This is a genomic window from Streptosporangium sp. NPDC002524, from assembly GCF_040295985.1.
In the GTDB taxonomy this organism is placed as follows: domain Bacteria; phylum Actinomycetota; class Actinomycetes; order Streptosporangiales; family Streptosporangiaceae; genus Streptosporangium.
In genome coordinates this window covers 13055-26289 of record NZ_JBEOWK010000046.1, presented here as the reverse complement: position 1 = coordinate 26289, position 13235 = coordinate 13055, and the positions used below count along the sequence as shown (strand labels likewise).

The 13235-nt window shown below is 70.8% G+C and carries 14 protein-coding genes; 8 read left to right on the top strand and 6 right to left on the bottom strand.

Features of this window, described 5'->3' with window-relative positions; all coding sequences use genetic code 11:
- Position 1: 1 nt before the first annotated feature.
- Positions 2-598 carry a cardiolipin synthase ClsA gene (clsA, locus tag ABT053_RS41740; RefSeq protein ID WP_350977386.1) on the bottom strand — a complete coding sequence of 199 codons (597 nt, stop codon included), beginning with the start codon at positions 596-598 and terminating at the stop codon, positions 2-4.
- A gap of 299 nt (positions 599-897) precedes the next feature.
- Between clsA and ABT053_RS41735 the strand changes: the two genes are divergently transcribed.
- From ABT053_RS41735 to ABT053_RS41725, 3 genes are all read left to right on the top strand, one after another.
- A complete protein-coding gene (locus ABT053_RS41735) occupies positions 898-1506 on the top strand; it encodes a class I SAM-dependent methyltransferase (RefSeq protein ID WP_350977384.1) in 609 nt (202 codons plus the stop codon).
- A gap of 271 nt (positions 1507-1777) precedes the next feature.
- Positions 1778-2959, top strand: a complete 1182-nt coding sequence (locus ABT053_RS41730) for an acyl-CoA dehydrogenase family protein (protein WP_350977381.1) — start codon at positions 1778-1780, stop codon at positions 2957-2959.
- 91 nt (positions 2960-3050) lie between these two features.
- Positions 3051-3467, top strand: coding sequence for an SRPBCC family protein (locus tag ABT053_RS41725; protein ID WP_350977379.1), 417 nt, complete (start codon positions 3051-3053; stop codon positions 3465-3467).
- A 131-nt stretch (positions 3468-3598) separates the two neighbouring features.
- Here ABT053_RS41725 and ABT053_RS41720 read toward each other — a convergent pair whose 3' ends face one another.
- Both ABT053_RS41720 and ABT053_RS41715 read right to left on the bottom strand, forming a co-directional pair.
- Positions 3599-4513, bottom strand: coding sequence for an alpha/beta hydrolase (locus tag ABT053_RS41720; protein WP_350977376.1), 915 nt, complete (start codon positions 4511-4513; stop codon positions 3599-3601).
- 244 nt (positions 4514-4757) lie between these two features.
- A complete protein-coding gene (locus tag ABT053_RS41715; protein ID WP_350977375.1) occupies positions 4758-5444 on the bottom strand; it encodes a gamma-glutamyl-gamma-aminobutyrate hydrolase family protein in 687 nt (228 codons plus the stop codon).
- 491 nt (positions 5445-5935) lie between these two features.
- On the opposite strand from ABT053_RS41715, the gene ABT053_RS41710 reads away from it, so the two are divergent.
- Positions 5936-7051, top strand: coding sequence for a globin domain-containing protein (locus ABT053_RS41710; RefSeq protein WP_350977373.1), 1116 nt, complete (start codon positions 5936-5938; stop codon positions 7049-7051).
- Positions 7052-7414: 363 nt separating this feature from the next.
- Entirely contained in the window at positions 7415-7744 is a 330-nt protein-coding gene (locus ABT053_RS41705) for a ubiquitin family protein (RefSeq protein WP_350977370.1), read from the top strand.
- Between the two features lie 184 nt (positions 7745-7928).
- Here ABT053_RS41705 and ABT053_RS41700 read toward each other — a convergent pair whose 3' ends face one another.
- Positions 7929-8648, bottom strand: a complete 720-nt coding sequence (locus ABT053_RS41700) for an ABC transporter permease (RefSeq protein WP_350977369.1) — start codon at positions 8646-8648, stop codon at positions 7929-7931.
- Between the two features lie 164 nt (positions 8649-8812).
- Positions 8813-9697: an ABC transporter ATP-binding protein gene (locus ABT053_RS41695; RefSeq protein ID WP_350977412.1), complete on the bottom strand. Its 885-nt coding sequence runs from the start codon at positions 9695-9697 to the stop codon at positions 8813-8815.
- A gap of 476 nt (positions 9698-10173) precedes the next feature.
- On the opposite strand from ABT053_RS41695, the gene ABT053_RS41690 reads away from it, so the two are divergent.
- The 3 genes from ABT053_RS41690 (at position 10174) to ABT053_RS41680 (ending at position 12298) form a co-directional block, all read left to right on the top strand.
- Positions 10174-11238, top strand: a complete 1065-nt coding sequence (locus tag ABT053_RS41690) for a sensor histidine kinase (RefSeq protein WP_502991971.1) — start codon at positions 10174-10176, stop codon at positions 11236-11238.
- An 18-nt stretch (positions 11239-11256) separates the two neighbouring features.
- Positions 11257-11859: a response regulator gene (locus tag ABT053_RS41685; protein ID WP_350977363.1), complete on the top strand. Its 603-nt coding sequence runs from the start codon at positions 11257-11259 to the stop codon at positions 11857-11859.
- 73 nt (positions 11860-11932) lie between these two features.
- Positions 11933-12298 (top strand): iron chaperone, encoded by a 366-nt coding sequence (locus tag ABT053_RS41680; RefSeq protein ID WP_350977362.1) that lies wholly within the window; start codon positions 11933-11935, stop codon positions 12296-12298.
- Positions 12299-12523: 225 nt separating this feature from the next.
- Here ABT053_RS41680 and thyX read toward each other — a convergent pair whose 3' ends face one another.
- A complete protein-coding gene (gene thyX / locus ABT053_RS41675) occupies positions 12524-13216 on the bottom strand; it encodes an FAD-dependent thymidylate synthase (protein WP_350977359.1) in 693 nt (230 codons plus the stop codon).
- Positions 13217-13235: the final 19 nt, after the last annotated feature.

Here is a 13235-nt window from a genome sequence, read left to right as displayed (position 1 = left end):
ATCACCTCTTAAGGCGTTTGGCCTCGCTTGTCAGCTGACGCACCTGTACCCAATACAGCACTCCGGACCACCAGTACAGCCCTGTGCCCCAGATCGCCAGGGACCAGCCGACGATCCCCGCCGCCTCGGCGTACCAGGAGGGATGGTGGGCCAGGAAGAGCAGGGGGAAGGCGTAGAGCAGGTTGGCCGTGGCGGCCTTGCCGAGGAAGTGCACGGGCAGCGCGGGACCGTACCCGAGGCGGCGCAGGATGAGCGGGATGCCCAGCAGCATCACGTCGCGCAGCGGGATGGCCAGCGCCAGCCACCAGGGGATGATCTCGCGCATGGCGAGGCCGAACAGGGTGGCCAGGATGTAGAGGCGGTCGGCCAGCGGGTCGAGCAGCCGCCCGAGCCTGCTGGTCTGGTTCCAGGCGCGGGCGATCTTGCCGTCGAGCCAGTCGGAGAACCCGGCCAGCATCAGCAGCGCGACGGCCCAGCCGTCGGCCTTCGGGCCCAGCACCAGCCACAGGAAAACCGGCACTCCCAGGAGCCTGGCCAGGCTCAACGCGTTGGGGACCGTCCAAATTCGGTCCTCGGCCCCCGATGCTTCCGGATTCACCGGCTGATCTCCCTCCCCGTACCTGATGGTGACACTACTGCGTCGGATGCGGCCGGGTGGATGGCGGGCGACCCGCGCTTCCCCGTACGCGAGCACGCGCGGGGTGGGGTGGCCCGGCGGTCCCGTCCCGCACCGGCGCCGCTCGCCCCCGGCCGTACCCAGGCCGTACCCAGGTCGTCCCCAGGTCGTCCTCGGGGTCCGGTCATCCTCAGGGAGGGGAGGGTCCCTCCTCCCTGAGGCTGTCAAGATCGGTCAGATGGCGTACGGCCCGCCCTCCCGCACCCTCTACCCTTCAAACCATGACCAATGACACCACGCTCTTCCTGGGGCAGTGGATCCGCTCGCCGGGCACCGTTGGAGCGGTGGCGCCGAGTTCGCGGCGGCTCGCCGAGGCGGTGGCCTCGCCGATCCCGCACCGGGGCGATCCCGTGATCGTCGAGCTCGGCCCCGGCACGGGCGCGTTCACGGCGGAGATCCAGCGCCGGCTGGGCGGCCGGGGGCACCACCTCGCCGTCGAGATCAACCCGAAGCTGGCCGAGTTCCTCGCCGCCAGGAACCCGGGAGTGGACGTCGTGGTCGACGACGCGGCACGGCTGCCCCAGTTGCTCCGGGAGCGCGGCCTGCCCCAGGCCGACGCGATCGTGAGCGGGCTCCCCTGGGCCGCGTTCTCCGACGAGACGCAGGCCCGCCTGCTGGGCGCGGTCACCGAGATCATGGGCCCGCACACGGCCTTCACCACCTTCGCCTACAGCTTCGCCAAGCGCCTTCCTCCCGCGCGGCGCTTCAGGAGGCGCCTGATCGACACCTTCGAGGAGGTCGTCACGGGCCGGACGGTGTGGGGCAACGTGCCCCCGGCCTTCGTCTACCACGCGCGCAGGCCACGGCTGGAGCCCGGCCAGGAGGCGTGATCCCCCGGGGTCCGGGACGAGGGTCTGCGGGCCCGACCCCAGGGGCCTGCGGCCGGGGGTGAGCACCGTCGCGGCCATGCCTGTCGCGAGCCCGGCCGGGAGAGGTGAGCACCGTCGCGGCCGTATCTGTCGCGAGCCCGGCCGGAAGGGGTGAACGCCGTCGCGGTCGTGCCCGTCGCGGGCCCGATCTCGCGGGGCGGGGGCCGGGGCGCCACGAGGTACCGAACTACGTTCTACGATTGCGCCCGCAGCTAGAATGGAGTTGATCATCGTGGACTTCACCCTCCCCGAGAGCGCCCTCGCCGTGCAGCGCGGCGTCGGCGACATCTGCGCCCGCTACGACCTCGGCTACTGGCAGCGGTGCGAGAGCGAGAAACGCTGGCCCGAGGAGGTCTGGCAGGACCTGGCCAAGGGCGGCTGGCTCGGCCTGGCCGTGCCCGAGGAGTACGGCGGAGGCGGCCAGGGCCTGCTGGAGCTGGCCGTGGCCACCGAGACCCTGTCGGCCTCGGGATCGGCCGGCGGCTCGGCGTTCACCTACGTGCTCACCCCCGGGTTCGGCGCGATGACCCTGTCCAGGCACGGCAGTCAGTGGCAGCGCGACGAGCTGCTGCCCAAGCTGGCCACCGGCGAGCTGGAGACCTGCTTCGCGCTGACCGAGCCCGACGCCGGGTCCAACGCCCTGGGCATCTCCACCTTCGCCCGCCGCGACGGCGCGGAGTTCGTCGTCAACGGCCAGAAGATCTGGATCACCGGCGTGCAGCGCGCCACCTGGATGCTCCTGGTCACCCGGACCATCCCGGCCGCCGAGGCCAGACCCCGCTCCAACGGCATGACCGTCCTCCTGGTGAACGTCCCCGAGGCGGTCGCCGCCGGGCAGCTGTCCTTCCAGCCGATCCCGAAGCTGGGCGCCAACACCACCCCGTCCAACATGGTCTTCATCGACGACCTCCGGGTCCCGGAGCGGAACGTGATCGGCGAGGTCGACCAGGGCGCGCTGGTGCTGTGGGACATCCTCAACCCCGAGCGCGTCCTGCTCGCCGCCTCCGCGCTCGGCGGCGCCGAGGTGGCGCTGCGGGTGGCCGTGCAGTACGCCAAGGAGCGGGAGGTGTTCGGCCGCCCGATCGGTTCCAACCAGGCCATCGCCTTTCCCCTCGCCCAGGTCAAGGCGAAGATCGAGCTGTCCAGGCTGATGCTCTACAAGGCCGCCTGGCTGTTCGACAGGCAGCTGCCCTGCGCCACCGAGGCCAACATCGCCAAGCTGTCCGCCTCGCAGGCCGCGTGGGAGGCGGCCGACCACGCCTTCCAGACGCACGGCGGCATGGCCTACTCGCTGGAGTACCCGGTGGCCAACCTGCTGACCGGCGCCCGCATCGGCAAGGTGGCCCCGGTCACCGAGGAACTCCTGCTCAACTACCTGGCCACCCAGGTGCTCGGGCTGCCCAGGAGCTTCTGACCCGATCACCCGGATCACCTGGCGGCCCCGGTTACCCCGCGGCGCGGGCGGGCATGACCGTCGGCGACGAGTCCAGCGCGAGGAGTGACCGATGTCCGCGTACGCCAGCACGGTGATCAACGCCACCGCCGACGAGGTGTGGGAGTACCTGCGGGATTTCGGCAACGTGGCCGAGTGGCTGCCGGGGATCACCGGCTGCGAGATCGAGGACGGCGGTGACTCCCGGCCGGGCGCGGTACGCAGGATGGAGGGCCCCGGCGGAGTCTTCAGGGAGCGGCTGCTCACCCTCGACGACGCCTCGCGCTCGGCGACGTACGAGATCCTGGAGAGCCCGCTGCCGGTCCGCGACTACCGGGCGCTCTACCGGGTCGCCCCCGTCACCGACAGCGGGCGGGCGTTCGTCGAGTGGTCGGCCACCTTCGTGGCGGACGACGCGGCGAATGCGCTGAAGTTCGTCGTCCACCAGGTCTTCGAGCCCGGCCTGGCCGCCCTGCACGGGCGCTTCTAGGCCCGGCGCCTACGCACGGGCGCTTCCGGCGGGGAGCCGCCGGGGATCACGCCGTACGGGTCCGGGCGGCGTCCCGGGTGGACGTCGCGGCACAGATCCCCTCCCGTGGAAGGGCTCCGCCGGAGGGCCGTCTACCGGAAGGCCTCCGCGAGACGGGCCGCGGCGTACTCGCGCGCCTCGGTCGCCTGGTCGAAGAAGCCCGGCAGGCCGAAGAAGCCGTGGATGGCCCCCTCGTACCTCCTGAGCTCGACCGGCACCCCGGCCGCGGCGAGCTGGGCGGCGTACTCCTCGCCCTCGTCGCGGAGGGGGTCGCACTCGGCGACGATCACCGTCGCTGGGGCCAGGCCGGACTTGTCGGCCAGCCGGGCCGGGGCCAGCCGGGGGTCGGCCGGGTCACCGCCGTACTGCTCGACGAACCACGCCATCTCCTTCGCGCCGAGCCCGAAGCCGGTGGCGTAGGCACGATAGCTCCCGGTGTCCATGGCCACGTCGGCCACCGGGTAGACGAGCAGCTGGTGGGCGAGCCGGAGCCCGGCGTCCCTGGCCTGCCAGGCGACCACGGCCGCGAGGTTGCCCCCGGCGCTGTCACCGCAGACCGCGACCCGCTCCGGGTCGGCCCCGTAGGCGCCGGGACGGGCGAAGACGTCCTGGACGACGCTCCACGCGTCGTCGGCCGCCGCGGGGAAGGGGTCGTGGGGCGCGAGCCGGTAGTCGACCGAGATCACGACCGCCCCGTTGCGCACCGCGAGGTCGCGGCCGAGGGCGTCGTCGCGCTCGACGCTCCCGAAGACCCAGCCTCCGCCGTGGAAGTGGACGATCACGGGGAGGGGGCGGTCGCCCTCCTCGGGCCGGTAGACGCGGACCGGTACGCCCGCGACGACGACGTCCCTGACCACCGGGAGGGGAATGATCGGACCACGCTGCTCGGCGAAGGCGTCCAGGGTCCGCAACTCGGCGACCATGTCGTGGGTGAGCGTGGAGAGAGGGACGCCGAGGTCCTTCTGGAAGAGCTTCAGGTAGGTCTCGGCCTGCGGGTGCAACGGCATGATCGGCACTTTACCCGCCGAGACCCGCCGGGACCCTCCAGGAAACACCACAGGCGATCACCGCCGGACGTCACCACGGGACGTCACCCGTCACCGCCGCCCTTCACCGCCGGGCGGCATCCCGGCCCTCATCGCCGGACGTCATCGCCGGACGTCATCGCCGGGTGGCATCCCGGTCCTCACCACAGGCCCTCACCGCCGGACGTCACCGCTGAACGTCACCACGAGACGTCATCGCCGGACGTCACCGCCGGGACTCCTCGACCAGGGCCTCGACGAGCCGGTCGTCCCCGGCGCGTCCGAGGTTCCACTGAACGCCGACGCCGAACCGGTGCCCCTGCAGCTCGACGCCCTCGACGATCTGGTCGTCGGCCCAGGCCACGGCGAGCAGGCCGGTGCCCAGCCGCTTGACGGCCTGGTGATGGGGCCCGGTCACCTCGGCCGTGTCGCCCACCGTCTTGCCGAGCCTGCTGGAGACGCTGACCTGGATGCGGTGCGCCTGGGCGGCGGCGTGGCGGTCGTGGCCGACCACCTCGGGCAACCAGGGGATCAGGGTCCCGCCCTGGGCGACGTTCAGGACGTGCATGCCCCGCCCCCAGGCGAGCAGCGGCAGGTCGGCCTTGACGGCGGCGCGGGCCAGCGCGAGCTCGAAGCGGTCGCGGTGCGGCTGGGGGTCCCTGACGCGCTCCTCGCGGGCGGCGCCGTAGAGGGAGGGGTCGAGCTCACCCCCTCCGGCGAGGATCACGCCCGACAGGCCGCGGACGTAGTCGTCGATCCCGCCGAGGTTGAGCGGGGGCAGCACCACCGGGGCGCCGCCCGCCTTCTCGACGGCCCGCGCGTAGGAGGGCGGCGACAGGACGGCCTCCCTCACCCAGTCGCCCCAGCGGGCGGCCTCGAGGTAGGCGGTGATACCGATCAAGGGTCGGGGCATGCGTTCTCCAGGGGGGGCGTGCGCGAGGTGGCGCCACCTGTTTCGGACAGCACCGATCCCATCTGCAACAGCTCCTCTATCATGACGCACTCCATTTCGGTCATGTCACACATCCGAGGTATCAGTGTCGTCTCGCCAGGAGTCCCCAACTCTCACCGCGGGGACGGTTCACACCGCCGGCGACCCCGGACTCCGCCATGACAGCAATGCTTACGATTAGTAAGGCCGTATTTCAAAGAAAACATGATTATTATTCGCCTACTCCGTTTGCTCTTAATTAGTTGGTCACGCAAAATAACTTTTCAATTACGGATAGTTAGATTTCCCACCATATTGCTGAGAAACGGTTGTGACGTCTACATGGTGATGGAAGACTCAAATTCGAGTGACCCGGTGAGCCGGGGCCCCCGGTCGCTCGTCACCCGGAGCTGTCAGGGAGGTGGATCTGCATGATCGGACATTGATCCGGTCAATTAGGGTGGGTTCGTTAAATGTCTTTGAATCCGCGACTCGTCAAGGAAAGTTTCGCCGTCATCGAACCCGTCGCGGACAAGGCCGCGGCGTACTTCTACGGACGCCTGTTCGCCGAGAGCCCGCACCTGCGGGCGATGTTCCCCCCGGCGATGGACGTCCAGCGCGACCGCCTGTTCGGCGCGCTGACCAGGATCGTCTGGAGCCTGGACAGTCCGGGCAGCCTGGCGTCGTTCCTCGGCCAGCTCGGCCGCGACCACCGCAAGTACGGAGTCCTCGCCGAGCACTACACCGCGGTCGGCAACGCGCTCCTCGCCACGATCAGGCGCTTCGCCGCCGAGATCTGGGACAACGAGATAGAGGCGGCGTGGGTGGCCGCGTACACCGCCGCCGCGAATCTCATGATCGAATCAGCAGAGTCGGACGCGGGGGTCTCACCCGCCTGGTGGCTGGCCGAGGTGATCGACCACGAGCTCCGCACGCCGGACATCGCGGTGGTCACCCTGCGCCTCGACCAGCATCTGCCCTACACGCCCGGCCAGTACGTCAACGTACAGACCGCGCGCTGGCCGCGCGTCTGGCGCACGTTCTCCATCGCGAACGCGCCCAGGGACGACGACACCGTCCGCCTGCACGTCCGCGCGGTCACCGGCGGCTGGGTCTCCACCACGCTGGTCCGGCACACCCGGATCGGCGACACGCTGATGCTGGGCCCTCCGATGGGCACCATGGTGCCCGCCGACTCGGGGCGCGACATCCTGTGCGTGGCGGGCGGTACCGGCCTGGCCCCGATCAAGGCGATCCTGGAGCACGTGATCGACTCCGGGCGCCGTCCCAACGTCCACCTGCTCTACGGGGCCCGCACCGCCGCCGAACTCTACGACCTCACCGACCTGGTGCGGATGGAGTCGGCCTTCCCGTGGCTGCGGGTGCTGCCCGTGGTCTCCGGCGAGCCGGGGTACGACGGCATGCGGGGCCAGGTGGCCGAGGTGATGGAACGGTTCCACTCGTGGGCCGACCACGAGGCCTACGTCTGCGGCCCGGCCGCCATGGTCAACGAGACGGTCCGCAGGCTCCAGCGGGGCGGAGTGCCGCTGCCCCACATCCATCGGGACATCGTGCAGGGCGAACCCTGAACGACAATCGGGACTAACCCCCCCGAACTGATCACGCAAATTTCATAGAGCACGGCAGGACACCGCGTGGCATGGCAGCATGAGGCCCAATCCGAAAGGAGATGGTCATGCACGACGGCCCCCCTCCCAGCCCGTGCCCCCCTCTCGACCGCCACCCGCACGGACCCGTCCGCCAGCATCGTCATCCGTCCGGCTCCCCCTCCGGAGCCGTTCGCCCGCACCCGCCCGTCCCCGGTCCCCTCCACCGGCGGCGGCCCCTCGGAAGCCGGGGCGACACCCGCCCACGGCACCCGGCCGGCCACGGCATCCGCCGTCCAGGCCCCCGGCCGTACGCCGAACCCCGCGACACGGTGCTCTGAGCCGATGGCCAGACCAGTCACCCTCGTGACCTTCATGCTTCCCGCCACGCTGCGGCACTGGGCGGGCGAGACCACCGAGATCCGCGTCTTCGCCATCGCCGACCACGACGACGGCCACCCCACGCTGGGCTCTGCCCTCGACATGCTCCGCCGCACGCATCCGTCCCTGGAGCAGCGGCTCCGCGACGACTACGGGTGCATCCGCCGCCACATCAGCATGTTCGTCTGCGGGGAGAACGCCCGGCACCTCGGCGGCCTCGACTGCGCGCTGCCCCCGGGCGCCGAGATCTTCGTCCTGCCCGCCCTCTCCCGCCGCCAGGAGACCACGAGCTGACCACCCGCGAGACGACGCCGCGAGCGGGGGGCGAGGAAGCGTCGCGGCGACCTCGCCGATCCCCTAGTTCCGAGCCTCGCTCCGGCCCTCGCCCCGGCCGTCGTTCCGGCCGTCGCCCCGGCCCTCGTTCCGGTCGTTACCCCGGCCGTCGCTCCGGTCGCCCCTCCGGTCGCCCCTCCGGTCGTCACCGGCGCGGCTCCCAGCGGAAGATCCGGGAGGCCAGCGCGACGGCGACGACGACCCAGGCCAGCGTGGGTGCCAGGAGGAGCAGGGAGTCCGCGACGGGGACGCCGCCGTTCCAGGCGTTGAGGACCAGTTCGGTGGCCGAGCCGCCCGGGAGCAGCCGCTTGAGCAGGGTGAGCTCCTCGGTGCCGGAGATCCCCACCCAGCTGGTCACGGCGATGGTGCCGAGGCTGACGGGCAGCGTGGTCACCTGGGCGTGCTCGGGGGAGTTCGTCACTCCCGCGGTGGCCAGTCCCAGGCCGAGCATCATGGCCACCATCGACAGGACGGCCGCCGCCAGAAGGAGGACGTTGTCCGGCGCGCCGGTGACCACGGCCAGCGCAGTCATGATCACGACCACCTGGACCAGCGAGATGACGGTGATCGGGAGGAGCAGTCCGGAGAGGATTCCGGCGTCGCCCGCCGCGGTGGAGCGCAGCCGCTTGAGGAAGAGGTTCTGCCTGCGTGAGGCCAGGGTGGTGACCGTGGTGGTGTAGAGCCCGAACGCCCCGACGGTGAACATGACCACCGCCGCGATGTACCCGAGGCTGCCCAGGGCCGCGAAGCCCTCGTGCTGGTAGATGAAGACCGCGCTGACCGCCGCGGGCATGACGAGACTGGTGACCAGCACCAACCGGTTCCGGAAGATCTGGACCAGCTCACTGAGAGCGATCGAGAGCATGACGAAGGTCCTTTTCCTTGCGAGAGTTCTCTTGGGAGGGTTCTGATTCCTCGGGAGGGCCCCGGCCCTTTGGGAGGTCCTGGCCTCTTGGGGAGGATTCCGGTCCCTCGGGAGGGTTTCGGTCCCTTGGGAGGGCCCGGTCCCCCGGAAGAGTCCGGGGCGGCCTAGTCGTTGCCGAGGGACCGGAAGACGTCGTCGAGCCGGGTCGGCCCGGCCTGGAGTTCCCGCAGCTCCACCGCGTGGTCCTGCGCCCAGTTCAGCAGGGTGTGCAGGTCCTTCTGCAGGCCGAAGGTCTCGACGACGAACTTCCCCTCACCCTCGCCCGTGGCCCGCAGCGGCAGCTCGGGCACCGGGGCCGCGAGGGAGAAGCGGATGGCGGCCGGCAGCAGCCGCGTCAGCTCGGAGACCGTCCCCTCCCGGTAGAAGGAGCCCTTGTGCATGAGGCCGACGCGGTCGGCGCGCTGCTGCGCCTCCTCCAGGTAGTGCGTGGTGAGAACGACGGTGGAGCCGTCTTCCCGGAGCTTGTCCACGACGTCCCACAGATCGTCCCGGGACTGGATGTCCAGGCCGGTGGTGGGCTCGTCCAGGAAGATCAGCTCAGGCGTTCCGTACACGGCGGTGGCGAAGTCCAGGCGCCGTTTCTCACCGCCGGAGAGCTGGGACACCTTGGTGCCGGCCTTGCGGGTGAGGCCGACGACGCTGAGCACGCGCTCGACCCGGTCGGTGCGCCGCGTGAGCCTTCCGATCAGCCGGACCGACTCCCTCACCGTCAGGTCCGGCGAGAATCCGCTCTCCTGCAGCATGATGCCCATCCTGGGCCGTACGGCGTGCCGGTCGCGCGGGCTCTTCCCGAAGACCCGCACGGTGCCCGAGGTGGGGGCGCGGTGGCCCTCGACGGTCTCCAGGGTCGAGGTCTTGCCCGCCCCGTTCGTGCCGAGCAGCGCGTAGAGCTCACCGCGCCCCACCTGGAAGGAGAGGTCTTTCACGGCGTGGAAGTCGCCGTAGCTGAGGTTCAGACGTTCGACGTCGATGACCGGTGTGGAGGACATGCCGTCGATCTCAGCAGCCGCCGCGCCCATCGGGCAGTGCGACCACGTCATGACCTCGCCATGACATTCCTTGGGCGAACATATGACGCGGTGTCACTGATGCCACCGCGAAATCAGAAGAACAATGGACATACCCTGCTCTGCTAGACCCCGGAGAGCCACCCCATGGACACCAAGGCCCCGCGCCTCCCGCCTCCCGCCGACGGCCGGCACGACCGTCTTCCCCGTGGCCGGCGCGGCGTTCCCCCGCCCGGCGGCGTGGAGTCGTGGCCGGAGCGCGATCAGTGACTGACGCGGACGGCCGCGCCCCCCACCGTGGCGATCCGGGCAGCCGCGCCCCTCACCGTGGCGGGCCCTCCGGCGGTCCCGACGCCCGGCCCGGCGGCTCCACGGCCGGGCGAGGACCCGCGGGGTCACCCGCGATCTTCAAGTACACCCGGACGGCGCGGGGACGGCTGAGCAGGCTCAACATCGTCATGTTCCTCCCGCTGCTCGCCGTCGTGGGAGCCCTGCTGGTGGCGATGGACGCCCGGACGTGGTGGCAGGCCGTCGTCCTGGGCCTGGGCGTGGTCGCGGCCCTGGTGGCCTTCGTACGGTGGGCGGCGCGTGACATCTCCCGCGTCGCGCTCCCCTGCCTGGTCGTCACCGCGGCCGTGTGGGCCGCCGGAGCGCTGGTGATCGGCAGCGACACGGCGTTCTACGGCATCTCGGTCGTGGGCTCCCTGTCCGTCCCCCAGCTACCGCGCCACCGAGGCTGGGCGGCCCTGGGGGTGGGCGCCTACGTCGGCGCGGTGGGCGCGGCGCGGCTGCTGGTGACCCCGGAACACGTCTCCGACGTGCTGATCCCGTACGTCATCATCCCGGCGGGCTTCACCTCGGTGCTGATCGGCCTCATGTTCCCCAACCAGAGGTTCTACGGCCTCGTGGCGGAGATGGAGGAGGAACATGAACGGGAGGCCGAGCTGGCCGTCATGCGGGAGCGCATGCGGTTCGCCAGCGATCTGCACGACATCCAGGGCCACACGCTGCACGTGGTGAAGCTGAAGATCGCGCTGGCCCAGAAGCTGGTGCACAGCGACACCGGACGGGTGGAGCAGGAGCTGCGCGAGGTGCACGCCCTGGTCAGCGACACCATCGCGCAGACCAAGGCACTCGCCTACGCGCAGCGGCGGCTCAACCTGTCCGCGGAGCTGGAGAACGCGAAGAACCTCTTCGAGGCGGCGGGCATCCGCGTGCGCGTCGACCGGGAGGCCGAGGTCGACGCGCACGCGGGCGAGCTGCTCGGCCAGGTCCTGCGGGAGACGACGACCAACATCCTGCGGCACGCCCAGGCCGGGCAGGTGCGCATCACCCTGTCGGAGTCGGGCATCACCATCGTCAACGACGGCGCGCGGGAGGATCCGCCTCCCGAGCTGCGAGGGCTCGCCACGCTCAGGGAACGAGTGGTGAACGACGGGGGCGAGCTGACCGTGGAACAGAAGGACGGGCGTTTCCTGACGGCCGCGACATTCCCGCACGGCCGTTCGAACACCGCTCCCTGAAGCGGGAAAGGACTATCGATGACCACCGTGGTGCTCGCCGACGACGAGGCACTCCTGCGCAAGGCGCTGGCGGCGCTGCTCCCGCTGGAGGGCGAGATCACCGTGCTCGCCGAGGCGGAGGAGGGGGCGGCGGCCGTCGAGGCCACGCTGCGGCACCTGCCCGACGTGCTCGTCATCGACCTGGAGATGCCCGGGATGGACGGGCTCGAGGCCGTCGCGGAGATCCGCCGCGCGCGGCCGGAGCAGGTGATCCTCATGCTGACCCGTCACGCCAGGCCCGGGGTGCTGCGCAAGGCGCTGAGGCTCGGGGTCCAGGGCTTCGTCAGCAAGTCCGCGGAACCGGCGCACATCGTCGCGGTCATCACGACCCTGCACGAGGGCAAGCGGTGGATCGACCCGGACGTCTCCGCCCTCGCCGTCGTCGACGACTGCCCGCTCACCGACCGCGAGATCGACGTGCTGCGCGCGACCCGCGAGGGCTACTCGGTCGCCGACATCGCCACCCGGCTCCACCTGGCGGAGGGCACCGTGCGCAACTACCTCTCGAACGCGATGCAGAAGACCCAGACCCGCACCCGGCACGAGGCGGCGCGGTACGCGCGCGAACACGACTGGCTGTGAGCGCCGCTCGCGGGAATGCCGTCCCGCGGACGAACACCGGGCCGCCCGCCCTCGTTTCACGTACGCTCGGATCATGGTGCGAAGCCGGGCGGAAGACGTGGACGGTTACCTCGCCGAGGTGCCCGAGGAGCGTAAGGAGGCTCTGGCCCGGCTGCGTGAGCTGTGCCGTGCGGAGCTGCGGGGATTCGCCGAGGTGATGGCGTACGGGATGCCCGTCTACGAGCGGGACGGCGTCGGGGAGGTCGGCTTCGCGAGCCAGAGGCAGTACGTCTCCGTCTACCTGCTGCGCGACGATGTCCGCGAGGCCTTCGCGGAGCGGCTGGCGGGCCATGACATGGGCAAGGGCTGCCTGCGCTTCCGCCGGCCGGAGAAGATCGACTTCGAGCTCCTCCGGGATCTGCTGCGGGCCACGGCGGCCGGACCGGGCCAGATCCGCTGACCTCCGTGACGCGAGGTCGTGACGCGCGGACGTGACGCGCGGACGTGACGCGCGGACGTGACGCGCGGACGTGACGCGCGGACGTGACGCGCGGACGTGACGCACGAGGCCGGGCGCCGGATCGGCCCGCCGAAGCGGGCGAGAGGCGCCGCGGCCGGGTGCGGCGGGCTCGTTGTCCGTCGCGGGGCGACCGTCCGGCCCGCCCCGCACGACGGAGAGCACGCCTCAGGGGGCGACCCTCCCGGAGGCGACGAAGGCCGCGTGCGTGAGGGGCATCAGCTCCGCCCAGGCCGCCTCCATCTTCTCCGCCACCATCTCGATCTCGCGCTGCGGGAACGAGGGCACCCTGGCCTGCTCGTTCTTGGTGCGCAGGGAGAGGAAGTGCATGAGCGAGCGCGCGTTGCAGGTGGCGTACATCGACGAAAAAAGCCCGACGGGCAGCACCGCCCTGGCCACCTCCCGCGCGATCCCGGCCTCCAGCATCTCCTGGTAGGCGGCGTAGGACTGCCGGTACGACGACTCCATCGCCTCAGTGACGATCTTGTGCTGCTCGGCGCTGCCCTCGGCGAAGACGTACTTGCCCGGACGGCCCTCCTGGACCAGCTTCCGCTCCGCCCCTGGAACATAGAAATTGGGCTGAAGCTCACGATAACGACCGCTTTCCTCGTTATATGACCAGCCGACCCGGTGGCGATGAAATTCGCGGAAGACGAAGATCGGCGCGCTCACGAGGAAGGTCATCGAGTTGTGCTCGAAAGGGCTGCCGTGCCGGTCGCGCATCAGGAAGTTGAGCAGCCCCCTGGAACGCTCGGGGTCCTTGCCGATCTCCTCCAGGGACTGCTCCCCGGCCGTCGACACCCGCGCGGCCCAGAGCACGTCGGTGTCGGAGGCGCTGTGCTTGACCAGCTCCACGGTCACGTCGTGGAGAAAACGTGCC